General features: G+C 44.1%; 23 protein-coding genes. 18 read left to right on the top strand and 5 right to left on the bottom strand.

Features of this window, described 5'->3' with window-relative positions; all coding sequences use genetic code 11:
• Positions 1-267 precede the first annotated feature (267 nt).
• From HMPREF1492_RS00175 to HMPREF1492_RS00165, 3 genes are read right to left on the bottom strand one after another with little or no spacing between them, the layout of a single operon-like run.
• Positions 268-1,638, bottom strand: coding sequence for a sensor histidine kinase (locus HMPREF1492_RS00175; protein ID WP_035434764.1), 1,371 nt, complete (start codon positions 1,636-1,638; stop codon positions 268-270).
• Positions 1,619-2,323 carry a response regulator transcription factor gene (locus HMPREF1492_RS00170; protein WP_035434763.1) on the bottom strand — a complete coding sequence of 235 codons (705 nt, stop codon included), beginning with the start codon at positions 2,321-2,323 and terminating at the stop codon, positions 1,619-1,621. Before HMPREF1492_RS00170 ends, HMPREF1492_RS00175 begins: the two co-directional genes overlap by 20 nt.
• 53 nt (positions 2,324-2,376) lie before the next feature.
• Positions 2,377-2,919, bottom strand: coding sequence for a DUF4342 domain-containing protein (locus HMPREF1492_RS00165; protein WP_035434755.1), 543 nt, complete (start codon positions 2,917-2,919; stop codon positions 2,377-2,379).
• Positions 2,920-3,241: 322 nt separating this feature from the next.
• Between HMPREF1492_RS00165 and HMPREF1492_RS00160 the strand changes: the two genes are divergently transcribed.
• Complete coding sequence (locus HMPREF1492_RS00160; protein WP_035434771.1) at positions 3,242-5,041, top strand: ABC transporter ATP-binding protein; 1,800 nt, start codon at positions 3,242-3,244, stop codon at positions 5,039-5,041.
• Positions 5,042-5,055: 14 nt separating this feature from the next.
• The gene (locus HMPREF1492_RS00155; RefSeq protein WP_035434754.1) at positions 5,056-6,789 is read left to right on the top strand and encodes an ABC transporter ATP-binding protein; all 1,734 of its coding nucleotides are present in this window, start codon (positions 5,056-5,058) and stop codon (positions 6,787-6,789) included.
• 90 nt (positions 6,790-6,879) lie between these two features.
• Here HMPREF1492_RS00155 and pyk read toward each other — a convergent pair whose 3' ends face one another.
• Complete coding sequence (gene pyk / locus HMPREF1492_RS00150; RefSeq protein ID WP_035432415.1) at positions 6,880-8,322, bottom strand: pyruvate kinase; 1,443 nt, start codon at positions 8,320-8,322, stop codon at positions 6,880-6,882.
• A gap of 79 nt (positions 8,323-8,401) precedes the next feature.
• Entirely contained in the window at positions 8,402-9,406 is a 1,005-nt protein-coding gene (locus tag HMPREF1492_RS00145; RefSeq protein WP_035432414.1) for a 2-hydroxyacid dehydrogenase, read from the bottom strand.
• 276 nt (positions 9,407-9,682) lie between these two features.
• Between HMPREF1492_RS00145 and HMPREF1492_RS00140 the strand changes: the two genes are divergently transcribed.
• The 16 genes from HMPREF1492_RS00140 to HMPREF1492_RS07465 all read left to right on the top strand — a co-directional run bounded on the left by HMPREF1492_RS00140 (position 9,683) and on the right by HMPREF1492_RS07465 (position 26,174).
• Positions 9,683-12,367, top strand: coding sequence for a cation-translocating P-type ATPase (locus tag HMPREF1492_RS00140; protein ID WP_035434752.1), 2,685 nt, complete (start codon positions 9,683-9,685; stop codon positions 12,365-12,367).
• A 15-nt stretch (positions 12,368-12,382) separates the two neighbouring features.
• The gene (rsgA, locus tag HMPREF1492_RS00135) at positions 12,383-13,567 is read left to right on the top strand and encodes a ribosome small subunit-dependent GTPase A (protein ID WP_035434751.1); all 1,185 of its coding nucleotides are present in this window, start codon (positions 12,383-12,385) and stop codon (positions 13,565-13,567) included.
• A gap of 404 nt (positions 13,568-13,971) precedes the next feature.
• Positions 13,972-14,799 (top strand): Flp pilus assembly protein CpaB, encoded by an 828-nt coding sequence (gene cpaB / locus HMPREF1492_RS00130; protein WP_051479302.1) that lies wholly within the window; start codon positions 13,972-13,974, stop codon positions 14,797-14,799.
• On the top strand, positions 14,799-16,097 hold the full coding sequence (locus HMPREF1492_RS00125; protein ID WP_035434750.1) for a CpaE/TadZ family protein: 1,299 nt from the start codon (positions 14,799-14,801) through the stop codon (positions 16,095-16,097). Before cpaB ends, HMPREF1492_RS00125 begins: the two co-directional genes overlap by 1 nt.
• The gene (locus HMPREF1492_RS00120) at positions 16,097-17,449 is read left to right on the top strand and encodes a TadA family conjugal transfer-associated ATPase (protein WP_035434749.1); all 1,353 of its coding nucleotides are present in this window, start codon (positions 16,097-16,099) and stop codon (positions 17,447-17,449) included. Before HMPREF1492_RS00125 ends, HMPREF1492_RS00120 begins: the two co-directional genes overlap by 1 nt.
• Positions 17,404-18,339 carry a type II secretion system F family protein gene (locus HMPREF1492_RS00115; RefSeq protein ID WP_232215500.1) on the top strand — a complete coding sequence of 312 codons (936 nt, stop codon included), beginning with the start codon at positions 17,404-17,406 and terminating at the stop codon, positions 18,337-18,339. The genes HMPREF1492_RS00120 and HMPREF1492_RS00115 overlap by 46 nt, the downstream gene beginning before the upstream one ends.
• Positions 18,339-18,950, top strand: coding sequence for a type II secretion system F family protein (locus HMPREF1492_RS00110; protein WP_051479301.1), 612 nt, complete (start codon positions 18,339-18,341; stop codon positions 18,948-18,950). The genes HMPREF1492_RS00115 and HMPREF1492_RS00110 overlap by 1 nt, the downstream gene beginning before the upstream one ends.
• 15 nt (positions 18,951-18,965) lie before the next feature.
• Positions 18,966-19,154, top strand: a complete 189-nt coding sequence (locus HMPREF1492_RS00105; RefSeq protein WP_035434748.1) for a Flp family type IVb pilin — start codon at positions 18,966-18,968, stop codon at positions 19,152-19,154.
• Positions 19,151-19,615, top strand: coding sequence for a hypothetical protein (locus tag HMPREF1492_RS00100; RefSeq protein ID WP_035427884.1), 465 nt, complete (start codon positions 19,151-19,153; stop codon positions 19,613-19,615). Before HMPREF1492_RS00105 ends, HMPREF1492_RS00100 begins: the two co-directional genes overlap by 4 nt.
• 180 nt (positions 19,616-19,795) lie before the next feature.
• Positions 19,796-20,266, top strand: coding sequence for a TadE/TadG family type IV pilus assembly protein (locus HMPREF1492_RS00095; RefSeq protein WP_035432409.1), 471 nt, complete (start codon positions 19,796-19,798; stop codon positions 20,264-20,266).
• Positions 20,235-22,292, top strand: a complete 2,058-nt coding sequence (locus HMPREF1492_RS00090) for a hypothetical protein (RefSeq protein WP_035434747.1) — start codon at positions 20,235-20,237, stop codon at positions 22,290-22,292. Before HMPREF1492_RS00095 ends, HMPREF1492_RS00090 begins: the two co-directional genes overlap by 32 nt.
• Positions 22,289-22,747: a hypothetical protein gene (locus tag HMPREF1492_RS00085; protein ID WP_051479300.1), complete on the top strand. Its 459-nt coding sequence runs from the start codon at positions 22,289-22,291 to the stop codon at positions 22,745-22,747. The genes HMPREF1492_RS00090 and HMPREF1492_RS00085 overlap by 4 nt, the downstream gene beginning before the upstream one ends.
• 357 nt (positions 22,748-23,104) lie before the next feature.
• The gene (locus HMPREF1492_RS00080; RefSeq protein ID WP_286127905.1) at positions 23,105-23,395 is read left to right on the top strand and encodes a YgiT-type zinc finger protein; all 291 of its coding nucleotides are present in this window, start codon (positions 23,105-23,107) and stop codon (positions 23,393-23,395) included.
• A 54-nt stretch (positions 23,396-23,449) separates the two neighbouring features.
• Positions 23,450-25,432 (top strand): DUF2207 domain-containing protein, encoded by a 1,983-nt coding sequence (locus tag HMPREF1492_RS00075; protein ID WP_035434744.1) that lies wholly within the window; start codon positions 23,450-23,452, stop codon positions 25,430-25,432.
• A 141-nt stretch (positions 25,433-25,573) separates the two neighbouring features.
• Entirely contained in the window at positions 25,574-25,801 is a 228-nt protein-coding gene (locus HMPREF1492_RS00070; protein ID WP_035427876.1) for a helix-turn-helix domain-containing protein, read from the top strand.
• Positions 25,802-26,018: 217 nt separating this feature from the next.
• Positions 26,019-26,174, top strand: coding sequence for a hypothetical protein (locus HMPREF1492_RS07465; protein WP_156924060.1), 156 nt, complete (start codon positions 26,019-26,021; stop codon positions 26,172-26,174).
• Positions 26,175-26,210 lie beyond the last annotated feature (36 nt).

Genomic DNA, 26,210 nt, shown 5'->3' with positions numbered 1-26,210 from the left:
TAGATGAAGTTTATGCATAGAGATGCATATCAGGCAGTGCGACCGCCTAGCTGCCTAGCTATCTTGATTAGGAACATGTCGATTCTTCGGCAAAACCTACCAAAGCTGCGCTATTTTGTGCGCCAGGCCTAAAAGCCGACGCTAACACGCTGCAGAATCATAATTACCCGTATATGAACTACCTCCCATTTCTTATGTCCAAGAAATGGGAGGTAGTTCACGACTGGCGAGAAGGACCTTTTACTTGTAGACGCTCTTTTGAGTTCACTATGACATCTCTCGAGGTAAAACGATGGTAAAACGTGTGCCTACACCTTCGCGTGAAAGTACCTCAATAGAGCCGTCATGATTATCGACAATCCATTTAGCAATGGATAAGCCAAGTCCAGAACCCTCGTTGCTTTCAATACGAGCGTTGTCGGCTCTCCAGAATCTCTCAAAAATATGAGCGGCTGCTGTCTCGGACATGCCCATACCTTCATCTTCGATTGAAACTTGAACGGTTTTCTCGTCATACGCGACATTAAAAGAAATGGTGGTCTGAGCAGCAGAATATCGAGCAGCATTTTGCACGATGATACGGATAGACTGCTTAATCATTGCGGTATCAGCAAGCACCTGATAGCAATCGTCTGTTTGTGTACTCTGATCAAATTTCAGCACATACTGATGATCTGGATCAATCATCTCCGACTCTTCACAGACCTCAGAAGTTATCCGTGCAAGATTGAGCTTAGTCTTTGTGAGGGTATTTCTTCCTGCGTCTCCGCGTGCTAAGAAGAGGAGCTGCTCAACAAGGTCATGCATGTGTTCGCTCTCGGATTTGAGTGCAGCGATAGACTCATCTAGTACAGCCTCGTCCGTCTTACCCCAGCGATCCAGCATGTCAGTATAACCTCGGATAACAGCTATAGGCGTTCGAAGCTCGTGGCTGGCATCGTTGACAAAGCGCATCTGTTGCAATTTTGCTTCTTGCATACGTTGAAGCAATTTATTCAAGGCAATCTCAATACTTGCCAGGTCTTGGTCACCTGTTTGAATCTTTGGAGCGTTGATATTGGCTTCTTCAATTGCCTGTTCAAGACTCCTTATTTTCTCGCTTTTGACCAAGATGTCATTTGTTGTAGCTTCGGTAGAAAGAACATCACTATTTACCAGTTGGTCGGCTTTAAGTGCAAGTGTATTGAGGGGCTGAAGAGCTCTTCTGACACGGCGCATATCACCGAAGAATGACAACAGATCAATGATTTCCCAGATAAGAATTGCAATATACATGGGCCAGAAACGAGCTAAGTCTACGCCTAAATCAAATATTTTGGCGCCAAAAGTAGGGCCATGAACAATGTATTTTAGGCTTGAGAGTCCGTGTAAGAAAGTGAATCCAGTAAGAGAAATAGAGTGAGACTCAGTAGGGAAAAATCCTAGGTAAAAAGTACCTTGTGGAACATGCTGGTTATACGTATAAATAAAAATCAGAGCAATATTTACCAGTAAAAAGAGATTAAAGCCGACGTAATTCATCATCTTACGCCACCAAAATCCCCAGGTAATTACTCCAGCTGTCGACGAATCAGAGGGAGTAAAGAAAGGCTTTTTATGCTCTTGTATGGTGGACTGGTTATGCTTCTCTGATGACATATCCGACTCCACGAACAGTAGTAATTAGCTTGATGTTATAGCGGTCGTCAATTTTTGCACGTAGATGGGCAATATGTACATCCACGTTATTAGTTTCTCCGGCAAACTCATAACCCAAGGCTTCAGAAGCAATACGCTCACGGCTCATAACAACACCAGCGTGTTCCATGAGCGTACGGAGGACTTCAAATTCCTTAGTAGTAAGTTCGATTGAATCGTTCTTGACACAGACTTCTCTACGATCAACATCAAGCGAGACATCTTTAATTGTAAAGGTGCTTGTAGCAGCTGTTTGAGGAATTGTCGGGGAGTTTAAACTGTCTGTCTCATGATGCTTAAGGGCCACTCGAATGCGGGCGAGAAGCTCCTCTATCGCAAAAGGTTTGGTGAGGTAGTCGTCTGCCCCCGCATCCAGACCAGCCACTTTATCCATAACCGAATCACGAGCGGTAAGCATGATAGTTGGCGTGTTTTTCTCGCGACGAATCCTTCTAAGAACTTCTAGACCGTTCAGCTGGGGGAGAAGTACATCAAGCAAGATAAGGTCGTAGTCATTTGACAGTGCTTTTTCAGCTCCGGTTCTTCCGTCAAGAGCTTTGTCTACTTCATAGCCCTCATGTTTAAGCTCGAGTTCTATAAAGCGCGCAATTTTTTCTTCATCTTCAACGATAAGAACCTTAATCATTTTCTCGCCTAAATATCGAAGTTTTCTATTTTAGGTTTGGAACCAATTGCATTTTATTTTTTGTCGATAACATCTTTTTTGATGGAACCCGCTGCATCTGCAGCCTTATCCATTGCCTCATTTACATCAACAACAATAGGATAAGCTCCCTGGATGTGATAGCGCATTTCAAAGAACAGACCAATGATGAGCAGCCAGAATGTAGCACCCCAGAGGAATAGACCAACAATCGGAATAATTACTGGCATGGCCATGAATTGCTCGCCACGACGAGTAACAATAAATTTTGCTTCTACACTCTTATGGAAGAGTTCCTTGCACTTTTCCCAAAGAGAAGACATATTCTCTGAGAAATCAGACTTCTTGCTTGATTCTTGGTAGGCAATTTGAGCTGCTTCCATTTCTGGAGAAACGTCTGACTGTGCAGCTGGCTCAGTAGTATAGTTTGCAGTCTGCTTAGTGGACTTGCCCTGCTTCTCGAGCCAAATAATTGCATCAAGAACATTATCATCACAAGCGTCAAGTGCTGCCTTTGCGTCCTCGTAGCTTACGCCGCACTTCTCGCGAATTACCTCAACCTTTTCTAGCTTTTCCATGATCAGCTTCCTTTCGAGATGTTAAAGACGCCTCTCGTCTTCGTGATACATGGTCTCTTATAAAGATTAACCAATTATTGAGGTTAGATTAAGCTTTCATAAGTATTTTAATGGGATTGTTTACACGCCTCAATTACAGGCAGCGCGCTTACCACTTACCGATTACTTATAAAACTAGCTTGTTTTAGCTATTCAGCAGTGTGAAACTATTAAATAGTTATATATAGCTAACTTATGGCAGTTGAAGACTTGCTTTCTCTGTCAAAGCCAGCCTGAATAACAGACACTACATTGTGAGTTTGTGGCAGGAGGCGGTGTGGGTATGGCAAATCGTCAGAACCAAAGTGTTCAAGCTACTGAGCCCAACCAAAATACAAAACAGGATCCTCAGCAATCTGAAGTAAATCCTGTTGCAGTATTGCTCGAGTGGTCAGACAGAAAAAGTATGTACGCGCTTTCTGTCATCCTTGCTATTATTGGCGTTTTGGGAGGAATGGTTCCCTACGTTGCCGCAGGCAACATGGTGGTTGGTATCTTTAATGGAATTCAAGAATGGCCGTTTTACCTGTATTGGGGACTTATAGCAGGTCTCAGCTACTTGATAAAGATTATCTTCCACCACCTTTCAACTATCGTTTCTCATAAGGCAACGTTTGCAACAATTGCAAACATGCGCACCCGAGTGGCAAAGAAGCTAACAACTATCCCCATGGGATATGTGCTTGATACTCCTTCGGGCTCTCTCAAACGCCTGTTAGTCGAGAAGATCGATAGTATTGAAACCACCCTTGCCCATGCAGTTCCTGAACTTACTTCAAACCTTACAGCTGCTTTTGCGGTTTTTGTGTACCTCGTTGTTTTAGACTGGCGTCTTGCTCTTGCTGCATTGCTGACCATAATTGTGGGACTTGCTTGTTTATCAGGCATGATGAAGGACTATGAGTATTGGTATCAGAATACTATCGTAACTGGTAAAGAGATGAATAATGCCTCTGTTGAGTACGTTTCAGGAATTGAGGTAATTAAGGCTTTTGGACAGTCCGCAAGTTCTTATGATAAGTTCTCAAAGGCTGTTTATGCCTCTGCCCATGCTTTTATTGATTGGATGAGTCACTGCCAAATCTGGCAGGATGCCATGCTGTCAATTGCTCCTGCAACGTTAGTAACGGTATTACCCCTTGGATGCTTGTTTGTGCTTCAGGGAACTCTTTCTCCTTCTACTTTTGTTATGTGTGCCGTGCTTTCTTTAGGTATTTTTCAGCCGCTCTTTGAAGCGATGAGCTTTATGGATTCCCTTGCACAGGTAGGTTCTGTTGTCAAAGAAATCTCTGAGGTATTGAACTACCCAGATCAGGTTAGAGCCGAGGTCCCTTGTACGCTTGAGGGCACTGAAATTAAACTGAGTGATGTTCGTTTCTCGTACGGAAGCAATGAAGTAATCCATGGGATTACTTTAGATATTGAGCCAGGACAAGTTACGGCACTTGTTGGACCAAGTGGATCAGGTAAGTCTACTGTTGCACGGCTTATCGCAGGTTTCTGGGATCCAAATGGAGGGTCTGTTTCTATTGGAGGACAAGATATTCGCTCCTGCGCTCCATCTCAACTCGCGGACCTTGTAGCTTACGTTGATCAAGATAGTTACCTTTTTGATGAGACCATTATGGAAAACATCAGGATGGGCAAAAAAGACGCTACTGATGAAGAGGTAATTGCTTGCGCAAAAGCTTCTGGCTGCCATAACTTTATCCAATCGCTTCCTCATGGCTATCAAACGGTTGTAGGAGGCTCGGGAGGTCACCTTTCTGGTGGCGAGCGTCAGCGCGTGGCAATTGCTCGAGCTATGCTCAAAAATGCGCCTATTATCATGCTCGACGAAGCAACAGCCTACGCGGATCCAGAATCAGAAGCAGAGGTTGAATCTGCAGTTGCAAAGCTGGTGGCTGGTAAAACGCTGGTGGTTATCGCGCACCGCCTTTCTACTGTACAAAATGCCGACAAAATTGTTGTTGTTAATGATGGCTCCATTGAAGCTGAGGGTACTCACGAGCAGCTTATGGAGACATGTCCGCTCTATGCAACCATGTATCGCGCTCATATTGGCGCACTTGATGAGGCTTAAGGAGGGGAGTAGCAATGTTATCTGTCTTAAAAATGTACTTTCAGTTTGGAAGTTCTTATCGCCAGAAACTCCATAAGGGCCTGTTCTTTACCGTTCTTGGCTGTCTCTTTGAAGGCGTACAAATAACGGCGCTTTGGATTGTTTTTACTGCTCTTACTACGGATACACTCTCAACTCAGACGATATTTTCTGCGCTGGGAGTTATGCTTCTAAGCATTATAGGAGCGTTCATTTGCGCTCATTTTAAGAGTGAGAATTTCTGTGATGCTAATTTTAGTATGGCTGGTACCAAGCGCGCGGAAATAGGAGACACACTGCGCCGCCTTCCTATGGGTTATTTTAACGAGAATAGCCTGGGAGAAGTAACAGCTGTTATGACCAATCAACTGGATGTAATGCAAAGTCTTGGTGGCCTACTGTATATGATGGTTGTTGGAGGATTAGCTTTAACCGCAATTATTGTTGCGTTCTTGTTTGTGTTTTGTTGGCAACTAGGACTTATAACTGCGGCTACATTTGTTCTTTTCTGCATTACTATGGAGCTGCTCCAGGCCTACGTGCGCAATGTATCAGATAAGTATGTAGCTGCTAATACCACCTTAATCAGCGCTGTTCTTGAATATGTCCGCGGCATCAGTGTAGTAAGGGCGTTTTCTCTTATTGATGATGCTGAAGGAAAATATGCCAAGGCAGTTGGCGATTGTCGCGTTCAAGCGCTTAACCTCGAGCTTAAGGCTCTTCATTTCTCAGTTTTGCAAATGGTCATCTCCAAGGCTACCAGTATTATCATGTGTCTGGTATCAGTTGGTTTATGGCTCTCTGGAACACTTGATACAGCTGCGTGTTTAACCGTAGTAGTGATGTCATTTATGTTGTTTAGTCGTCTAGAATCTGCTGGTCGTTTCTCAACTATTCTGCGCAATCTTGAAATTGCAATGGAGCAAACAAACGCTATTCTCGCCACCCCCGCAATGGAGGAGGGAGAAGGTCTTGAGAAAACAGCATCCTGCGATATTGAGCTTTCTCATGTTTCGTTTGGCTACGATGACCGGCAAATTCTTGAGGATGTTAGTCTTTCTATTCCCGCAGGAACCTCTTGTGCCATTGTGGGCCCAAGTGGTTCGGGCAAAACAACGCTTGTCCGCCTTATTGAGCGTTTTTGGGATGTAAATGCAGGTCAAGTGACACTTGGTGGACGCGATGTGCGCGACTACAAAGTTGATGCACTCCTGCAAAATTTCTCTACCGTTTTTCAGGGAGTATTCCTTTTTGATGACACCATTGAGAACAACATCAAGTTTGGTAATCCAAGTGCAACTCATGAGCAAGTAGTTGACGCAGCTAAGCGTGCTTGTTGTGAGGAGTTTATTGAGGCATTACCTAATGGCTACGAGACACGTTTAGGTGAAGGCGGTTCAATGCTTTCTGGTGGTGAGCGCCAGCGTCTTTCTATTGCGCGCGCTATCTTAAAAGATGCACCAATCGTGGTACTTGATGAGGCAACAGCTAATGTTGATCCAGAAAACGAGCTTGAACTTCAGCGTGCAATCGCAGAACTCACCAAGTCTAAGACCGTTATTATGATTGCCCATCGCCTCAAGACAGTGCGTAATGCAAATCAGATACTTGTCCTGGATAAGGGCCGTATTGTGCAAAGAGGCACTCACGAGTCACTGATGGCAGAAGGCGGCATCTACGCTGATTTTGTTAACATGCGCGAGAAAACCGTCGGCTGGAAGATTGCCTAACTGCTGGCAAGACGCTAAAAATATCCCACGTAAAAAATATGCACCCAAGCTTGTGCTTGGGTGCATATAACGTTAAAGCTGAAATGCGGTTTACTGAACCTGGCAAATCATAGCAACATTAGTTGAAGTGGTGTAGTCACCAAGACGTGGGCTGGTATGAGGATCGCCAGCAGTCAGAACAACAATGTCACCGGTCTCAACAACACCAACTTCCTTTGCAATGTTCAAAGCGTTGTACATGGTGTTAGAAAGCGTGCCCTGCTCAGAGGTCTTGAATGCATAGACGCCCCAATAGAAGCAAGTGCGACGAACTGCCTCATCGGATGGAGACATTGCATACAGAGGACGCTTTGGACGGAAGTTAGAAACAAGGCGAGCGGTACGGCCGGAGTGTGTTGGGCAGATGATGCACTTTGCGTCAACACGGATTGCCATATCAACTGCAGCAAAGCCAGTAGCGCCATTGACATTCTTAAGGCCCTCACGCTGGTGATAAACATCCTTGACTGGCAGGTACTTCTCGGTCTCCTTGCAGATGGAAGCCATAGTCTTTACTGCCTCAACAGGGTACTTACCAGCTGCGGACTCACCAGAAAGCATGACGCAGTCAGTGCCGTCGTAGATTGCGTTAGCAACGTCGGTAACCTCTGCACGGGTTGGGCGAGGGTTACGAATCATAGAATCAAGCATCTGAGTTGCGGTGATGACAGGCTTGTAGGCATCGTTGCACTTCTTGATGACAGTCTTCTGGATGTGAGGAACCTCAGCTGCAGGAACCTCAACACCAAGGTCACCACGGGCAACCATGATGCCGTTAGAAGCTGCAAGAATCTCGTCAAAGTTCTTTACGCCAAGAGCAGACTCAATCTTAGGGAAAATCTGTACGTTAGGAGTGCCCATCTCACGGCAGATGTTACGAATCTCCTCAACTGCAGCGCCATCACGGATGAAGGAAGCAGCAATTGCGTCAATACCAAGCTCGCAACCAAACATGATGTCTGCGCGGTCCTGCTCAGTAACGGAAGGAAGGCCAATGTTGACGTTAGGAACGTTTACGCCCTTCTTCTCGCCAAGCTCACCGCCGTTGATGATTTTGCAGTGCATGTCGGTGCCCTCAACGTGATCAACCTCAAGACCAATGAGGCCGTCATCAATAAGGATGATGGAGCCCTTCTTGACCTCTTTTGGAAGATTCTTGTAGTCAAGCGAGAAGCGCTGAGCGTTACCAATGACATCATCATCGGTGGTTACAATGACGGACTCACCAGTAGTAAGGGTGACCTTCTTGCCATCCTCGAGAAGACCGGTGCGAACCTCAGGACCCTTTGTATCAAGCATGATAGCAATAGGAATACCAAGCTCATCAGAGATAGAACGAACGCGACCAATCATAGTGCGGTGATACTCATGGCTACCGTGCGAGAAGTTAAAACGTGCGACGTTCATGCCAGCAAGAATGAGCTCACGAAGGACCTCATCACTTTCTGTAGCAGGACCCATAGTACAAACAATCTTGGTCTTTTTGCGAGCCATATCTCTCCTTTTCATAGGAATTGAAATCACATTCAGATATCAATAGTAACCGTTTTTGAAGCGATTGTTTCTCTGGCGCTTAGCAAACCACACTTTTATCAACGTAGTCAGTGCCTTCAGCAAAAGCAGTTGCATTATCAAGCGTAACTTGTGCAATCTGAGAGAGCGCTTCATGTGTAAAGAATGCCTGGTGACTGGTCATAACTACGTTAGGGAAGGAGCAAAGCGTAGAAGTAACTGAGTCGAAGACCTCAGCACCGCGATCCTTATAGACGTTTGGATTTTCTTCTTCATAAACGTCAAGGCCGCAAGCACCAATTTTGCCAGAAAGAATGCCGCGAATAAGAGCCTTGGTGTCAATAAGTCCACCGCGACCAGTATTAACGAGGATGACACCATCTTTCATCTTTCCGATGGTCTTATCGTTAATCATGTGATAGCTCTCATCATTCAAGAAAGCGTGGAGTGAAATAAAGTCCGAACGCTCCCAGAGCTCATCGTAGCTGACATACTCATCAACAACGTGCTCGTCATTGACAAGGCTCATATTTGGATAGAGGTCTGCGCCAAGGACGTGCATGCCAAAGCCTTTGCAGATACGGCAAAGTGCTGCGCCAATACGACCAGTTCCAACAATGCCGGCAGTTTTACCGTGAAGTGTATCGCCAACAAGGCCAACAAGCGAGAAGTTATTCTCGCGAATTCTGATGTAGCCACGGTGAATACGACGGTTAGCAGCAAGCGCAAGACCCATTGCGTGCTCTGCAATTGCCTCAGGGGAGTAAGCAGGTACGCGCGTAACCGTAATACCAAGGTCTTTAGCAGCGTTAACATCGACAGCATCAAAGCCAGCGCAGCGCATAAGTAGAAGCTTAACGTCAAAGCCGGCAAGAATCTCAAGAGTCAGAATTGAAGCATCTGCATTAACAAAAGCACAGACAGCATCATAACCCTTAGCAAAGCCTGCGGTCATAGGCGTAAGGTTTGACTCAATGTAGTCGATTGAAACATCTGGATACTTTGGAAGCTCAAGGTTGAAAGAATCCTTGTCATAACTTTGAGCACCATAAAACAGGATTTTCATAACTGCCTCCTTGCCAAAACTAACGTTTGGCTTATGTTGTTATGTACTGCGCTTATTGTACCCCTTGAATAACAATTATTTGGCACATAACAGGAGTTTTAAGAAATATTTATAAGGTTTGAAAAAAAGAAGAATACGGTAAAATGATAGAGCATTGTAAGGTCCTATGATAGGACGTTGTAAGGTCCTGACACGGCAACCTTGGTGAGCCCTTGCCCCTCTCCTGGGGAATTATGATCGGGCATCAATCTGTCAGGTAGAAACCCAGGAGGAACTTTGAAAGAGTATCTTTCAAGTGCGTCTGATGTTATCAGTGCGCAAAAAACTGATGTTGAAGCTGGATTGTCTGATGTAGAAGCAGCTTCACGTCTTGAGGCTTATGGCCTCAATAAGCTTAAAGAAGCTCCAAAAGAATCAATTATTAAAAGATTCTTTGCGCAGATGGCTGATCCTATGGTCATCATGCTTCTTGTTGCTGCTGCTATTTCTGCTGCTGAAGGTATTTATACCGGAGAAGGCGGAGTTGCAGACGTCGTAATTATTCTGTTTGTTGTTGTTATTAATTCTGTTCTTGGTGTTGTCCAGGAGGGCAAAGCCGAGGAAGCCCTTGCTGCTCTGCAAGAGATGAGCGCAGCTCAGAGCAAGGTTATCAGGGACGGCCGCCTTGAGACGATTGCCTCAACTGAGCTTGTTGTGGGCGATATCATCCTGCTTGAGGCGGGTGACTCTGTCCCAGCTGATTGCCGCATTCTTGAGAGCGCCTCCATGAAGGTGGAGGAGTCTGCGCTCACGGGCGAATCAGTTCCTGTCGAGAAACACGCTGAGACCCTCAGTCTTGCTGAAGACACCGATGACATTCCTTTGGGTGACCGAAAGAATATGTGCTACTCCGGATCTATTGTGGTCTATGGACGCGGTCGTGCAGTTGTTGTTGCAACAGGCATGGACACCGAGATGGGCAAGATTGCAGATGCAATTTCTCAGGCAGAAGAGGGACAGACTCCACTTCAGATTGCGCTTGATAAGCTTTCACATACACTTACCATTCTTGTTGTTGTCATCTCACTGCTTGTTTTTGCAACAGGTTTTATTAAGCACGGTGCCGAGATGCTTGGCAACTTTGACCTTATCCTAAGCACGTTTATGGTTGCAGTTTCTCTTGCAGTAGCTGCAATTCCAGAGGGTCTTGTTGCTGTTGTTACCATCGTTCTTTCTATGGGCGTTACCAGAATGAGCGAGCGCCACGCTATTGTCCGTCGTCTTACTGCAGTTGAGACCCTTGGTTGTACTCAGGTTATCTGCTCTGATAAGACCGGTACTCTGACCCAGAACAAGATGACTGTTGTCCGTCATGAGACAGAAAATCTTGATGCACATGTACGTACCATGGCACTGTGCTGTGACGCTACCTGGGACGATGCGGAGCAGGTTGCAAAGGGTGAGCCAACCGAAGCTGCTCTTGTTGCAGACGCTGCAAAACTTGGATACACCACAAGTGACCTTGCTTCTTCTCGTCCTCGCATTGGCGAGGCGCCCTTTGACTCTGTTCGTAAGATGATGTCTGTTGTGGTGCGTACTCGCTCTGGCAAAGTTGTACAGCACACCAAAGGTGCGCCTGATGAGGTGCTTGCTCGCTGCACCAAGATTATGACAAGTGATGGCATTATTGACCTCACCGATGAGGCCCGCTCTGAGATTTTGGCTCAGAACAAGTCCATGGCTGACCAGGCTCTTCGCGTTATGGCATCTGCTCGTCGTGACTGGGGAACAGAAGCTCCTCAGAGCTATGACCCAGCTAACCTTGAGCATGACATGGTCTTTGTTGGACTCTCTGGCATGATTGACCCAGTTCGTCCTGAGGTTAAGGGTGCTGTTGCAGAGGCTCATGAAGCTGGTATGCGCACCGTTATGATTACAGGTGACCACATTAATACAGCCGTTGCTATTGCGGTTGAGCTGGGCATTATTACCGATCGCTCTCAGGCAATCACCGGCGCACAGCTTGATAAGATTTCTGATGAAGAGTTTGAGCAGCGCATTGAGACAATTGGCGTTTACGCACGTGTTCAGCCTGAGCACAAGGTTCGCATTGTTGATACCTGGCGCAAGAAGGGCATGGTTACGGCCATGACGGGTGACGGCGTTAACGATGCTCCTTCCATTAAACGCGCCGATATTGGTATTGGTATGGGTATTACTGGTACCGATGTCACTAAGGGCGTTGCAGATATGGTTTTGGCAGACGATAACTTTGCCACCATCATTAGTGCATGCGAAGAGGGAAGACGCATCTACGACAACATTCGTAAGTGCATCCAGTTCCTCTTGAGCTCCAACCTTGCAGAGGTTATTTCCGTCTTTATTGCATCCCTGGTTGGCTTTACCATTCTTCAGCCTACCCACCTTCTGTGGATTAACCTGATCACCGACTCTCTGCCAGCTCTTGCTATGGCTACCGAGAAGGCTGAACCAGGCATTATGAAGCGTAAGCCTCGTAATCCTAAGGACGGAATTTTTGCGGGTGGCGTTGGCTTTGACTGCCTTGTTCAGGGCTCTATCATTGCTCTTCTCACTCTTGCCAGCTATTTTATTGGTCACTACTTTGAGTATGGAACCTTTGATATCTCACAGGTTATTACTAACCCAGAGGCTGGCGTTGAGGGTATGACCATGGCATTCTTGACGCTTTCTATGGTTGAGATGTTCCACTCCTTCAACATGCGTTCTCTGCGTGGTTCCATCTTCAAGCTAACCAGCCAAAACATTTGGCTGTGGGGTTCCTTTGTTATGTCTTTGATTCTTACCTTTGTGGTAATTGAGACACCACTTTCTCAGGCATTTGGCTTTGCTGAGATTGGTTTTGAAGAGTACGCCATGGCAATGCTTTTAGCTGCATCTATCATTCCTCTGATGGAGCTTTATAAGGCTGTTATGCGTTCTGTTCAAAAGAACAAGGCATAAGGTAGAGGAGTACTCTTGTCCGCTAAGCGTACAAAAAGTTCCAAAAAACTAGGAGCCGGCAGGACTCAAGGGTCTCTGCCGGCCCTTTCTTCATTGCTGGACGTTCCAGCGTTTGAGCAGCTGACTCCATCGTCGGATCAGACGCAAGCTTATACAGACGTCGTATCTGAGCTTGAAGCTCAAGGGGTTTCTCGCCAGACGATAACCATGGCCTGCGTGGTCCGCTTGGATAGGGGATTTCCTGCGGTTGTGTCAGAGCAGGGAGTGTTTCGCGCCGAGTTTGCTGCGCGCGTGACCAAGGGCCAGAACTCCACGGTAGCCGTTGGTGACTGGGTATGTGCTCGCATTCCGGACTCGCACGATATGGGCATCATCGAGGCCATTCTGCCACGAGAGACCGATATTGCTCGCTGGAAGGGCGGAGCTCGTGGCCAAAAGCAGACCTTGGCCGCAAACGTTGACCTGGTGCTTGTGGTACAGGCCTTAGACGGCGAAGCTGTCTCGGTTGATCGCATTGTGCGCTCGGCGGTTATCTCTAAAGACTGCGGTGCAGCCTGTGCTGTGGTGCTTACTAAGTCAGATGTAGCGGGTCCGGAGCTTTTGGCTCAAGAGATTTCTTCTATCACCGCAGCTCTTGGCTCTACGGTGAAGATTGTTGCAACAGCTTCAAAGCTTGAGGGCGAGAAAACCGATGCACTTGCAGATCTTGCTCAGACTGCCCAAAAGTTTGGGGCTGCGTGGGGAATTGATGCTGTTCGTAGCCTTGTTCCTTACGGCTCCGTGGCCATTGTGCTTGGCGAATCAGGGGCTGGTAAATCAACGCTTCTGAATGCGCTTTTGGGACATGAGGCACTTGAAACGGGAGAAGTCCGCGAATCTGATAAGGCTGGCCGTCATACAACAGTTGCTCGTCGCATGGTAGCGCTTCCTGATGCTGGCGTTATTGTGGATGAACCTGGCCTCAGAAGTCTGCCTATTGTGGGTCATGAGAGGGGATTGCAGAAGATATTCCCGCATATCTCTGAAGCTGCTCAGACGTGTAAGTTTAGGGATTGCACCCATACGCATGAGCCTGGATGTAGTGTTCAGGATGCTCTGCACGAGGGCAAGATTACAGAGCCGCAGTTAAAAGCATATTTGTCTTTGGCAAAAGAAATGCGAGAAAGTCAGCAATCGCTCGACCCTGATGTTGTGCTTTAAGCTTTAACGGCGTAAATCCTCAAAACACCCTGGCTTGTCTAGGGTGTTTTTCGCTAAACTAGCAGGAAATATGCTATATTGAGACCAACGGGGTTGGTCCTGCCTAGCTAATTAGGGGGGTCAATCCTCGTTTTATATGTCAGGGAGACCACTTAGAAAATCATTTAGTAAAACTGTCAAAAATGTAGCGGCTATGACGTTCTAAAAATTTTTATATATCAAGTTAGATAAAAATTTAAATTACCTATTTTTTATGTCACCGCAGCAGCCAGCGAACTTATTACTTTGCGTCAGATTCTCGTCAGCTACCTGACATATTTGTGCAGGTAAATCTTTTGTTTTTGCTCTTTCTTTCTCAACTCGAGCGCACAATCGATATATCGCAAATGGAGGGAGGACAAACAGTGACTAAGAAAACAAGAATTTTAATTTCTGTGTTAAGCGCACTTTTGGCCAGTTTTTGTTTCTTTGCATACGTGCAAAGTGTTCGCGCTGAAGCGGAGAAGTCACGAGCAGAGGCAATACAAAAATACGGCGGTGAGCTTACTTCAATTTTGGTGGCCACTAAACAAATAGAACCCGGAGAAACCCTTTCATCTTCTAACACTCAGTTAAAAAGCTGGATTTCTGATCTGATTCCGGAGGGTGCAATTACTAATCCGGAAAGTGTGATGGGTCGAACGGTTTCATCTGTTATTGGAGTTGGCATGCCTGTTGTTTCTCTTCACTTACGATCTGTTGCCTCTCAGATATCTATTCCAGAAAATCTTGTTGGTCTTACTATTTCCCATGGCGAGAAGTACGGACTTGCTGAGAGGCTCAGCGCTGGTACAAAGCTTGCAGCGTATGAGGTCACCGATTCTCTCATTACCTGCATTGCTTCGGACATTGCGGTCTTGTCAGATGACACCGAAGGCACTCTTTACACTTCTTCTTCCGTAACGCTTGGATTGACTCCTGAACAGGTTCCTGCTGTGCTTTCTGCATACGCTCGAGGAACACTTCGATTTACTCTTCCTGGGTCAAAGATTAACGCTCAGGATTTAGTAAATAGCAACTCCTTCGTTGAGCAAGAAGACTCAAAGGATCTTTCTGACAAGTCAGATCAAGCAAGCTCATCGCCTGCAAGTGAAGGCGTGCAGCCAGAGAACAGTGCTGCTTCAACAGCCGACCAAAACAGCGACAGTGCATCACAAGCAGATTCGTCTACTAGCCCAGGAGGTGAAGCGTGATGTTAGAAAAGTGGATCTCATATGTAGGTCTTGATGCACGCGTTGAGATTGGCGCCATTCTTACTTACTTGGGAATTAGCAATAGGTGTGAATTTGCCGATTCAGCAGCATCTCTTAGATCAATTGTCGCCTGTTCAACTCCTCAAGATTATTCGGTCTTAATTGGTAACACAGGCTCCGATGTTTCAGATATAAATCTAGCGGCTGCAATTGTTAAAGACGGAAATGCTCGCTGTGTGGTGTTGGTAAGGTCAGGTGCATCTGGATCACTTCGTTCAAGAGCAGCTAAAGCAGGAGTTGACTTAGTTATTGACCCTATGGAATTAGGGGATCTGGTAAAGGTTGGAAGAGGATATCAATCGTATGGGGCTGACAGGCTTTCTCAGCCTTTACCAGAAGCTTCAGATTATGTTGCCAGTATCCAAGAGTTAAATACCTATCTACAATCCCTCATTCCTCTTGATAAGACTTTAAAAGCTCCAATCCTTACGTTCACTTCAGGAAGAGGAGGAGTGGGAAAGACCACGCTTGTTTCTTCAATGGCACTGCTTGCTTCTTCTTGGGGTTTAAAAGTTGCATTAATTGATCTTGACCTGTCTTATGGAAATGCGTTTGAAAAGCTTGGAATTAGGCAGCCAAAAGACTTCTCTGACCTTATCGCTGATGTTCCTTCAGAAAAGGAGAACCTTCTAGAAAAGGCAACTTGTATCAATAAAAATTTGTATCTTTATGGCCCTTGTGTAAAACCTGAAATGGCAGAGTTGTTATTTCCTTGTGTAAGTAATTTTCTTCAAGCTGTTTCTGGTTTGGTTGATTTGGTACTTGTGGATACTACTACCGCTTCAACAGATTGCTACGCTCAAGCGGCCCAATGTGCAGATAGGCTGGTAATTGTCTCCGAGAACCCTCTTACGTGCATTAATTCTTTAGCAAAAGTAAGTGGACTTGCAGTGCGTCTTGGAGTGGCAAGAACTCGCATTATCCGACTTGAAAACAAAGCAAATCCAAAGGTTAAACAGGACTTTTCTGTTGGAAAGGCAGAAATTGGTCTTGAAGCAGCAAAGATGTTTAGGATTTTTGAAGGCGGACCAGGGTTTCAGGAGCTTATTCAGCAAGGAAAGCTTTCTGTGTTGTTACAAGAGGAAACTTCATTTGCGCAGTCGGTTTCTTTTGTACTTGCACATTTCCTTAACGAGCTGGGCATTCTTCCACAGCTGCGAGAGGCTCAGATTGCCCTGCAAGTAGCTCCTGAGAAAAAGCCATTTAGCTTATTCAATAGGAGGAAGGAGGTGGGTTAATGCTTGTCTTTGAACGCGTTGCTAAGCAAATTGAGGCGCAAGATGAGAATGACTCACTACTCCAAAAAGAAGTATTTCAGAAGGCTAGAAAGAAGTTAAAAGAAAAACTTGTTTCTCGATTAGGGCTTTCCACGGTTTCTTCTCTTATAACAGGCAGTGATATCGATCGCGTAAGAGACGAACTAAGAGTTACTTGTGAGGCAATTGTTAATGAAGAGAAGGACGAGCTCTTTAGTTCAGTTGACTATGAGGAAACAATTGAACAGGTCATAAATGAGGTGTGCGGTCTTGGTCCAATTCAGCCATTACTGAATGATAAAGATGTTACTGAAATTATGATTAACGGCTGCAACAATTTGTTTTACGAGAAAAACGGCGAGCTATTTGAATCAAAAACAGTCTTTGACTCTGAAGAGCAGATTTTGATTGTTATGGATCGCATTTTGTCTCCATTAGGAAGAAGGCTGGATAGGGTAAGTCCTATTGTTGACGCTCGACTTGAGAATGGGGACCGTGTTAATGCAGTTGCAAGTCCTGTTGCAGTGAATGGTACTTCAGTAACTATTCGAAGATTCACTGGAAAAATTACTTCTTTGGACCGGCTAGTGGAAATGAAATCGCTGCCTCAATGGCTTGCAAGATTTTTGTCTTGGGCTGTGAAGTGCAGACAGGGAATCGCGGTTGTTGGAGGAACAGGATCCGGTAAGACTACGCTTTTAAATGCACTTTCATGTGAAATTTCAAAGTCAGAAAGAATTGTCACTATTGAGGATTCAGCGGAGCTTAAGTTCGATTCGCATCCAAATGTTGTCAGGCTAGAGGCTCGGCCCGCCTCAATAGAAGGAACAGGAGAAATAACCATTAGATCATTGGTGAGAAACGCGCTCCGAATGAGGCCAGATCGCATTGTAGTAGGAGAGGTAAGAGGGGAGGAGTGCATTGATATGCTGCAGGCTATGAATACAGGTCACGACGGTTCTTTAACTACATTGCATGCCGGAACCGCTCAAGAGGCAATATTGCGCCTAGTGTTGATGGCTCGTTTTGGAATGGACTTACCTGCAGAAATCATAGAAAAGCAGATTGCCACTGCACTTGATCTGATAGTTATGTCTCAAAGATTTCCTGATGGAAAACGATATGTGACCAGCGTTTCAGAAATCTCCTTGTCTTCGTCAGGATCAATTGAAGTGCAAGAGGTGGTGTCGTTTGACGCGCAGAAAAGAAGTTGGCTTTTTGTAAAAGTTCCTTCTTTTATCAATCGTGCAATACAAGAAGGAATACTCAATAAAAAGGAGGTTACTTCATGGATGTCTTTACTTCCTCAATCACAGGAGGTGTTTTTGGAGTAATTATTTATTTTCTTGTATGCAACGGTGAGGAAAAAACTGTTTCTCAAATAAATGCACGAGTAACAGGTTATGTAGTTCAGTTTTTTCAATTTGCACGCAATAGCACTTTTGTCCAGCGCTTGCTCAAATGGGAACCTTTTTCTTATACATCAATGCAGCTACGTAATCGTTTTCTTTACAAATATGGGATTACCTTAGTCACTGATGCTTTCGTACTGTTTTTTATTAGTGGCATAGCTGGATCCATCTTGCTTGGTGTTCTATTTGAGTCTGCAATAGGTACGCTTTGCGGTGTTTTCTCGTTATTTCTCGTTCCTTATTTTCTATATGAACATGCCAAGCATCAATCTGCTTTAGAAATCGCCCATATGATGCCTTCGATTTTTAGAACAATCGCCGTTGCTCTTGGATCAGGTCTCACACTTTCACAATCTATTGAATATGTCAGTAAACACACAGAAGGTGTCGTATCAGAAAATTTTTATATTGCTGACATGCAAATCAAGTGCGGTTTTCCTATCGAAGAAGCTATTGAGGACTTGGCAGAAAGGTTGGATGCTCCAGGTGTTAATTTGCTGGCTAGCGCCTTAGTAATTTCACATAGAACAGGGTCTCCGCTTAAGAGTCTTTTACAGAAAACTGCCGAGTTAGTTGAATTACAAGAGAAGAATCAAAGGCTCATAGCAACAAAGACTGCTCAAGTTAGATTATCTGCTCGAATTGTATGTCTTCTCCCAGTTGTTTTATTGATTGTCTTGTCGCTTCTATCGCCGGACTTTCAAAAGGGTTTATTTACGCCATCGGGCGTTATATGCACATCAATTGCAATGGTCATGGATTGCGTTGCTCTTTTGATTATTCGAAGCATTATGAAAGGAGTAATGAAGTGATGGATTTACTATGCTCCGTATTATTTGCAACATGCATAGGTATTCTCGCCCTAGTTGTTCCCGTCAATTTGAATCATTTTGATGTCCATAGCTATTATCAGCAAATTATAAGAGGCATAAAAAGTCACAAGAGAATGAGCCTCCGGGCAAAGTCTGAGTTTACAAGAAAATCATGCCTACGTGAGATGCCAGAAATGATTGACATTTTGATTCTTGGGCTGTCATCAGGGCTATCTTTTGATTCAGCGCTTGATCTGTATTGTTTGCGAGAATCTGGAGAATTATCGAGAGAGCTTTCAAATGCTCATATGACTTGGAAGCTTGGTGCTACTACTCGCGAAGAAGCACTCAATCAGATGGCGGCAAAAGTAGGAGTTCCATCGCTTAAAAGCTTTGCGACTGTTGTGAATGAAGCGCTTACTTTTGGAACTCCTCTTGCAGAAATATTAGATAGACAAGCTTCAGTTCTTCGCGATGAGCAGCGTTCGCTGTTAGAAACGGAAATTGAAAAGATCCCAATTAAAATGCTCATCCCTCTAGGAACGCTGATTGTTCCAGCAATGTTACTTGCAATTTTAGGTCCCTTGCTTGGGCCTGCATTTTCTTCTTAGGAGAAAGGAAAGACGATGATGTATTTATATCAATTTTTTAGGTATCTTCGAGACTTAAAAGAGGATGAATCCGGACAGGGAACTACAGAGTATGCAATTTTAGTTGGCGTACTTGTAGTTATTGCGATTGTCGCAATCATTGCTTTTAAAGGTAAAATTTCTGAGCTTTGGGAAGCAATTACATCGGGAATTAATTCTCTATGAGCAGAAAGAGCACTGCTGCTTATTCTGTGTTCATTATTGTCACTGTATGTTTACTATTTGCTGCACTTCTCGTATTACCAAGAAAACAGGACCATTCATCAAATACGAGCTCAGACTATGTGCAGACTCATGAAAATAGAGACGACAAAAAAGCCAATGAACAGCCAATCTCATATGCAGCAGCAGAAGATTTGTTTAAACAGAATTCCGTGCAAAGAGATAGTAAAGAAACTATTCAAAACGAAGCCCAGAGTATTTTAGAGGGCTATCAGCAAAGAGCTGATTGTGTGCTTGTTTATTCCGGATATTTAGACATAGCCGGCAATGTATGGGGCTGTTTAGTTAATGGTGGAAATTGGTCAGAACTTGTGACTGTTTCTGATCAAGGAGAGATAAGGAGGGTCTCAACATGTCACATATCCACTCAAGATGCGAAGAATCTATTAGAGCAATCAAACTAGGTGTTAAGAATACACAAGGACAAGCAACGCTTGAATATGCTCTAGTTTTATTTTCGTGCTTAATTGTCATTACGTCTCTTGGTGTGATATATCACTTTGTGCAAAATGGAGCAGTTGTTCAACTGGCTACTCAAGCTGCTTCACATACTATGCATGACTCTCTTTTAGATTTAGCCAAAGATGTTCTCTCGTTTTAAACAGAATGCTGGTCAAGCGTCAGTAGAAGCTGCGCTGTTATTTCCCGTTATTCTGATGATTATTGCATTGCTTGTAGAACCTGTTTGCATTCTCTATACAAAGACAGTTATGGATGGAGCCTGTGCAGAAGGATTAAGAGTAGCAACAACGTCTTCTGACACTGAGTTAATAGAGTCCTATATCAAACGCAGACTTAAGGCTATACCAGAGATACCTCTATTTCATAAGGGTGGAGATGAGGACTGGAATATCTCTATTGATAAAAAAGAAAACGATGTCTTGATTGAAATTACGGGTCATGTGGCAGCGATGCCGCCAATAGGCTGGTGTTTATTCCTTGCAGGTCAGACGGATAACCAAGGGATTGTCTTGCATTCAAGTTTATCTGCTAGTACGTATCCAGATTGGATTGAGGGTTCTTATGCGGATTGGATTGCCTTTTGGAAAGGATAAACATAAGAAAATAAAGCTTGGACTTTCCATGTTTATAGACGATAAAGGCGGTATTACGTCAATCGCTTTTGCAAGTGCGATTTTAGTATGTCTAGCGCTTGTATTCGCACTGGTATCGGTCGCTTGGGTTTCATCGAGAGCATACAAAACTCAGTCAATAGCAGATGCGGCTTCTATGGCAGGAGAAAATGTCGTAGCTAAATACACAACTATTGCGCAGGTAATTGATGCAAGCATTTTGAGTCTTGGGTTATCAGGATTGTTATGTGTTGGAGCCGGATTGGTTGCTTCATGTGTTCCAGGTTTAGCTTCAGCGGGTTCTAAATTGTGTGATGCAGGTTTTAAGACACTTGAAGCGCGTAAAAAATTTGCTACTTCAGCTTGTGAAGGCTTAGAGGAAACTGAAAAAATGCTTCCAGTTTTTGCAGCAATGGCGGCGAGCTCTTGTATACAAAAGAACTCTACTGATGCGGGTAACTTCGTGGGATCAGCTCTTTTATTTCCCGCTCAGTCACAATCTGATTTTGGACATTTAAATAGCGACGTTTCGTCAGATGAATTAAAAGAACAGAGCGAGCTATTACAGCAGATAGCAAAAGAAATTGAAGAGTTACAAAGTAAAGCAGAGACATCTAAAAAGAGGGCGTGGGAGGCAGACTGCGGTGGAGGTCCGTATTCTATGCGTGAAAGAGCAGAGCATCTCGCTGGTCTTTCTGGGGATATAAATCCATCTATCCCGTCGCCAACTTCTTGGACGTTCGGTATCGCTTTAAAGCGAGCTAGAGCATATTACAGAGCTCGATATGATCAAGAAATTGTCAATGGAAGCACTGCAGAAGAATTACGTGATTCTGCTATACGAAAAGCGTTTTACAACTTTGCGTTTACGGAACTTTCTAAAGGATTTTATAAAGAAACAGCTGATGGTGAGGTCGATATGAATTTACCTCGATTGCCACATAACTTAGAGGAGACAAAGAAAACAGACCTGTATCTAAAGCCTATTTGGCCTTGCACCTATGAAAATGGCGAGAAAACCATTCATGCTCATAGGTCTTGTCCAGGAGCAACAGGAGAAAACGCGGGATTTGCATCGCTACAAGATTTAGATTCTGGAGCGGTTCATGAGTGTCAACATTGTCATTTTACGAGCAGCGATGTGGGAAGAGTGGCTTCTGCTTCGACAAATATTGATAACGGGTTTGAGTATTACTGGAAAATCGTAGTCGAAGAGTCTGAAGTTTATGAATCATCACGTCAGCAAATAAAAGATTTGCGAAAAAAGTTGTCTGAAGCTGCAGATAAATCAACTGGAATATTTCAAAAAGCACTTGATGCCCTAAAGGTTGCTAGGCCCAGATTATGTCCTCCAGGAGCTTGGGGATGTATTTCATTTGTGAGAAGAGGAGGTTCATCTCCAGAATTTCAAGGAAGTTTAGGAACACTTGAGCAGTCAGTTTTTCTCCCAGAAGGATATGCAATATCCGGAGCAACGCTTGCTCCAGACAGCTCTTCTACAAACAACGTTCTTTCAAGCTTTTTTGATCAGGTTGAAAGGAGGGGAGGGTTTATTGGACAGACCATAGATAAGGTAATGAGCTTGTGGGGATCTCTTTTAATCTCATATGGGGATGGTGTAACTTCTTGGTCTTCTAAGCTGTCGGAATTTCTTGATAACGTTGACGGAATAACAGGTGGAAGTGTCGGCTCCAAATTACAGAGTGCTTTGAAACAAATAGTTATTGACGCTGGATTAGAGCCAAGTGATTTAAGACAAATGAAGCCTGTTCTTGTTAATACAGAAAGTGTTTTGAAACAAGCTGGCTTTGAGAAAGAATCAACGATTCGTGAACTAGTTCAGAAAATACCTAATACATCAGATCCAATTGCTTTAGCTCGTTCACTTGGTGCGTTTTCTCTCCAGTATTTGCCTGACAAAATCACAATTGCAAAGCTGACCATTCCTGTCATTGATATTGAGATTCCTTTAGAAATTGATGTTAAGAAAGTTTTTGGTGGCATATGAGAAAAATGAAATTTCTTTGTTGCCAAAAAGGGCAAATGTTTGTTGAGACTGCATTGGTACTTCCGGTTGTATTAGTGGTTGCTCTAATTGCAATCAATTTATTTAAGTTTGCAGATATGTGCTCAAAGTTTGATCGTGTTGCGGCAGATCAAATCATTGCTCATGGAATTTCTTCCAGTCATTCCACGGATGGAGGAACGCTAGAAAACTTAACTCAGAAAATAAAAACTGCTCTTAAATGTGATGACAATTGCGACATTGTCGTCTCCATGGAGGGAGAAAAGGAGGGGATTGGGAATATGGTCTCTGTTTTTCCTAAATATCAAGCAACTCTAAAGTACAGACCTTGGCCACATACTGTGCGTCTCCCCTTAGTGTCATTAGAGTCTCCTCTGTACCTCACCCATACAACTTCAATTGTTGTTAGTCCCTATAAGTCGGGAGTTGTGATTTGAAAATGAATGTACAGGTTTCGATAGAAGAAGTCCCTAATTCAGAGCAAATTTTTGAATTGTTACAAGGAGGCTTCGAAAAGTTCGTCGGTCTTTTGGGTACCGAGATAACAGCTCCTCCAGTCTTACTTCTAAGGTGCTCTTCAGTTCATACTTTTGGAATGACGTATCCGATTGATATCGCATTTGCAGACGATCACGGAGAAATTTTAAAAATTCGGAGACGAGTACATCCTAAACAAATTCATAGCTGCGCGGGTGCTTATTGCACATTTGAAAGACCATCAGTTGATGATTTCCCATGGTTTGAGGTTGGTCAGAAAGTGCTCATTCAAGAAATAAGTACTGAAGAAAGCAACGTTGAAAGAAGGAGTCGCTATGGCTATAGAAAACTACTCCGTAAAAATTTGCCCCAGATGCGGAGAAAAGCTGTTTCAGGACATGAGAATTTGTTACGGGTGCCTTCTAGACTTCAGCGGTCCAAGCTCACTTGTATGCAATCTCGAAGTATCAAGAAATAAAAGAATTGCCAACCTTCCCTTTATAGAAACTGATGAGTATTTGCTTTCTGAGGAAGTAGGAGAGGAGTGGGATAAAGGCCTGCCACCTGCTTTGTTTGAACTGGATAACTCATATTCACCAGCAGATTAAACAGTACGTGGTATCCTTTAAGAAGAGTTGCGAAAGTAACATAAAGGAGTTTCCATGTATAAAGTCTCGCTTCGCTCTTCTAAAAAGAGCCAGTTTGTAAAGATTGCGCTTTGCATAATGCTTTTGGCTGTTGCGTTTTTAATTACGCCTGCAAGAGCATTTGCGCGCGACCTTTCAATAGATACGGTAAATATTGATGCGACGGTTCAAAAAGACGGAACGTTGCATGTCGTAGAAACTCGTACGTTCTATTTCAATGGTAGTTTTCATGGTGTCTATTGGAATCTTCCAGTTGGAAAGAATAAATACAATGGACAGAACGTTGAAGTAAACATTACTTCAGTTAAGGTTCAGGATAGGCAAGGAACTCGTCAGATTTATAGTAAAGACTCTAGTGGAAATAATTCCAGCTCAGATGAGTATTATGTTCCAACTCAATCAAACAACATGTTGAACTTAAAGATTTATTCAGCGCATGATGATGAGTCAGCACATATCACTATCGAGTATGACATTACTAATGTTGTAACAAACTGGTCGGATACCGCGGAGTTGTACTGGAAGTTTGTATCTGATGGCTGGGATTCTGAGTCTCGAAATGTCACTGCTACTATTCATCTTCCTGTCCCATCAGGACAGTCTATAGTTGCCGGAGATACTGTTCGCGCCTGGGGACATGGTCCACTAGATGCAAATGTTGAAATTACCAACAATGCAGTTGTCTACAAAGTTCCTGGTGTAGGAACTGATGAATTTGCGGAAGCTCGTATTACATTCCCAAGCGATTGGGTTTCTGGGCTAGCTCCTATTCAGCAGAATAAACTGAGCAGCATCTTGTCTGAGGAACAAGCGTGGGCGGATGAAGCAAATCACAAGCGTGATGTTGCAAAAACTCAGGTAGCTCTTATTCTTTATGCGCCATTAGTACTTGCAGCTATCACCGTTGTAGCAGCAATCTTGCTGCGTATTCAATACAAAAAGGTAATGGCTCCTCAGTTTAATGACCTTTACTACAGAGATGTTCCATCTAATGATCACCCGGCAGTTCTTTCTATGCTTTACAACGGTGAGCTGATTAAGGGAGACGCTCTGACAGCAACCCTTATGCACCTTTCGGATTCAAAGTACATTAGCTTGAATAAGACGGTTAGTACAAACTTCCTTGGTATGGAGAAGTCTGATTACTGTCTTACAAAGGTTCAAGACCTTTCAGAAAGCCAGCAGCCTTTCTACCCTGGCAGTTCACTGTCAAATAAGATTGATATCATGGCAATGAGGTTAATCTTTGATAAGGCCGGAGAATCTGGAGCGGTAAACACCACTGTTACTATGAAGCAAATTGGCAAATATGCTTCATCACATCCAGAAGATTTTAATAAGGCATATGAGTCTTGGGAGAGCCCCATCAAGCTTAGCTATGCTGCTAAGTATGGAACAAATAAGATTCCATTCCACGGTAAGGGAATTCTTGGTGCTCTGATTGCTGTTGATGTTCTTGTTGCAGCTGCTGCATTCTTCATGGGTGTTATGGCTGATGTTTCATTTGCCAATCTACTACTACATCTGTTCATTCTTGTCATTGCCGGTCTTGTTGCACTTGTAAACATTGGCTCGTTTGATTTGATGAACAGAGAGGGTGTTGAGACGCTTGCTAAGACTCGTGCGCTAAGAAAGTGGCTTACTGAGTTCACCAATCTACATGAAGCAATCCCTACTGACGTCATTCTTTGGAATAGGCTTCTGGTTATGGCAGTTGCGCTTGGTGTTGCGGATAAGGTTATCGAGCAGCTGAAAGTTGCAATGCCAGAGATGCTCAAAGATCCTCAGTTTATGCCTGTTTATAGCTGGTATTACTATGGAAATGGCATGCGAACCAATGCAATTGAGAGCGTAACCAAGAGTGTTACAGCTGCTCATTCTGTCTCCACGGCAGCGCTCGCTTCTTCTAATTCAAGTTCTGGCGGCGGTTTTGGTGGCGGCTTCTCCGGAGGCGGCGGTGGCGGCTTCGGCGGCGGAGGCGGCGGTGGTGGCTTCTAATGCCATAAGCGCTTCAATAAACATCACAAGAAGCTACGTTTAAAGGTTTTAATTCTCCCCGTGAACTTGTCGGGGAGAATTTCTTTTTTAAGAAAATATGCGATTTTGGCATATTTGAGTTGATAGTTTTACGCTGCATTTATGGAGCAGATATCTAACAGATTAGTGGGCCAGTGTCTTCGCGATTTGCGAAAGAAGCAACGTCTTACTCAAGAGGCGGTTGCTGAGCACCTTGCTGGAGATCAAGCATTCATATCAAAGGTTGAATCAGGCGAGCGTGGCGTTAAACTCGGAGAAGTTTTTTCTTTTGCCGAAGCCTTAGGTATAGAAGCTTCCGAACTTATCGAAGCGTTGCGTACGTATCGATAGCTTTAGTTCATGTTTAACATAAGAGACCTTGTGTAGGATGTGCTTCTTAAAAGAGGCACATCTTTTAAGAACTGCCTCCCATTTCTTGGACATAAGAAATGGGAGGCAGTTCAATCCCTAATGATTGGGAATATAAACCAAGGATGTGACATAGAGGTAGATTTGATAGATGGCAATAACATTCATTTACTAGACAACGATATTAAGGGAGCCAACTATGAAAAAACTAGAGTATTCTAAGCCCACATTTGAGTACATCAATAGGATTGAATCGAGCAATTCTAGAGATGTTCAAGCTGATGTTGTCTATGACGTGAATTATGCGATTGGTCAAAATATTCTGTTGGCTGTAACCGCAATTGCAGGTTTTTAGGTTATCGTAATTCCAGGAGTGAATCCAAACTTTGAA

Source organism: Atopobium sp. BS2 (assembly GCF_000565075.1).
Classification (GTDB): domain Bacteria; phylum Actinomycetota; class Coriobacteriia; order Coriobacteriales; family Atopobiaceae; genus Lancefieldella.
Note: the sequence above shows the minus strand (reverse complement) of the source record. Positions and strands in the feature narration are given on the sequence as shown.

Bases quoted from the DNA above. Each gene is read 5' to 3' on its own strand.
- HMPREF1492_RS00175 (WP_035434764.1), bottom strand. From the start codon at position 1,638: ATGTCATCAGAGAAGCATAACCAGTCCACCATACAAGAGCATAAAAAG.
- HMPREF1492_RS00170 (WP_035434763.1), bottom strand. From the start codon at position 2,323: ATGATTAAGGTTCTTATCGTTGAAGATGAAGAAAAAATTGCGCGCTTT.
- HMPREF1492_RS00165 (WP_035434755.1), bottom strand. From the start codon at position 2,919: ATGGAAAAGCTAGAAAAGGTTGAGGTAATTCGCGAGAAGTGCGGCGTA.
- HMPREF1492_RS00160 (WP_035434771.1), top strand. From the start codon at position 3,242: ATGGCAAATCGTCAGAACCAAAGTGTTCAAGCTACTGAGCCCAACCAA.
- HMPREF1492_RS00155 (WP_035434754.1), top strand. From the start codon at position 5,056: ATGTTATCTGTCTTAAAAATGTACTTTCAGTTTGGAAGTTCTTATCGC.
- pyk (WP_035432415.1), bottom strand. From the start codon at position 8,322: ATGGCTCGCAAAAAGACCAAGATTGTTTGTACTATGGGTCCTGCTACA.
- HMPREF1492_RS00145 (WP_035432414.1), bottom strand. From the start codon at position 9,406: ATGAAAATCCTGTTTTATGGTGCTCAAAGTTATGACAAGGATTCTTTC.
- HMPREF1492_RS00125 (WP_035434750.1), top strand. From the start codon at position 14,799: ATGTTAGAAAAGTGGATCTCATATGTAGGTCTTGATGCACGCGTTGAG.
- HMPREF1492_RS00120 (WP_035434749.1), top strand. From the start codon at position 16,097: ATGCTTGTCTTTGAACGCGTTGCTAAGCAAATTGAGGCGCAAGATGAG.
- HMPREF1492_RS00115 (WP_232215500.1), top strand. From the start codon at position 17,404: ATGGATGTCTTTACTTCCTCAATCACAGGAGGTGTTTTTGGAGTAATT.
- HMPREF1492_RS00110 (WP_051479301.1), top strand. From the start codon at position 18,339: ATGGATTTACTATGCTCCGTATTATTTGCAACATGCATAGGTATTCTC.
- HMPREF1492_RS00105 (WP_035434748.1), top strand. From the start codon at position 18,966: ATGATGTATTTATATCAATTTTTTAGGTATCTTCGAGACTTAAAAGAG.
- HMPREF1492_RS00100 (WP_035427884.1), top strand. From the start codon at position 19,151: ATGAGCAGAAAGAGCACTGCTGCTTATTCTGTGTTCATTATTGTCACT.
- HMPREF1492_RS00095 (WP_035432409.1), top strand. From the start codon at position 19,796: ATGTTCTCTCGTTTTAAACAGAATGCTGGTCAAGCGTCAGTAGAAGCT.
- HMPREF1492_RS00090 (WP_035434747.1), top strand. From the start codon at position 20,235: ATGCGGATTGGATTGCCTTTTGGAAAGGATAAACATAAGAAAATAAAG.
- HMPREF1492_RS00085 (WP_051479300.1), top strand. From the start codon at position 22,289: ATGAGAAAAATGAAATTTCTTTGTTGCCAAAAAGGGCAAATGTTTGTT.
- HMPREF1492_RS00075 (WP_035434744.1), top strand. From the start codon at position 23,450: ATGTATAAAGTCTCGCTTCGCTCTTCTAAAAAGAGCCAGTTTGTAAAG.
- HMPREF1492_RS00070 (WP_035427876.1), top strand. From the start codon at position 25,574: ATGGAGCAGATATCTAACAGATTAGTGGGCCAGTGTCTTCGCGATTTG.
- HMPREF1492_RS07465 (WP_156924060.1), top strand. From the start codon at position 26,019: ATGAAAAAACTAGAGTATTCTAAGCCCACATTTGAGTACATCAATAGG.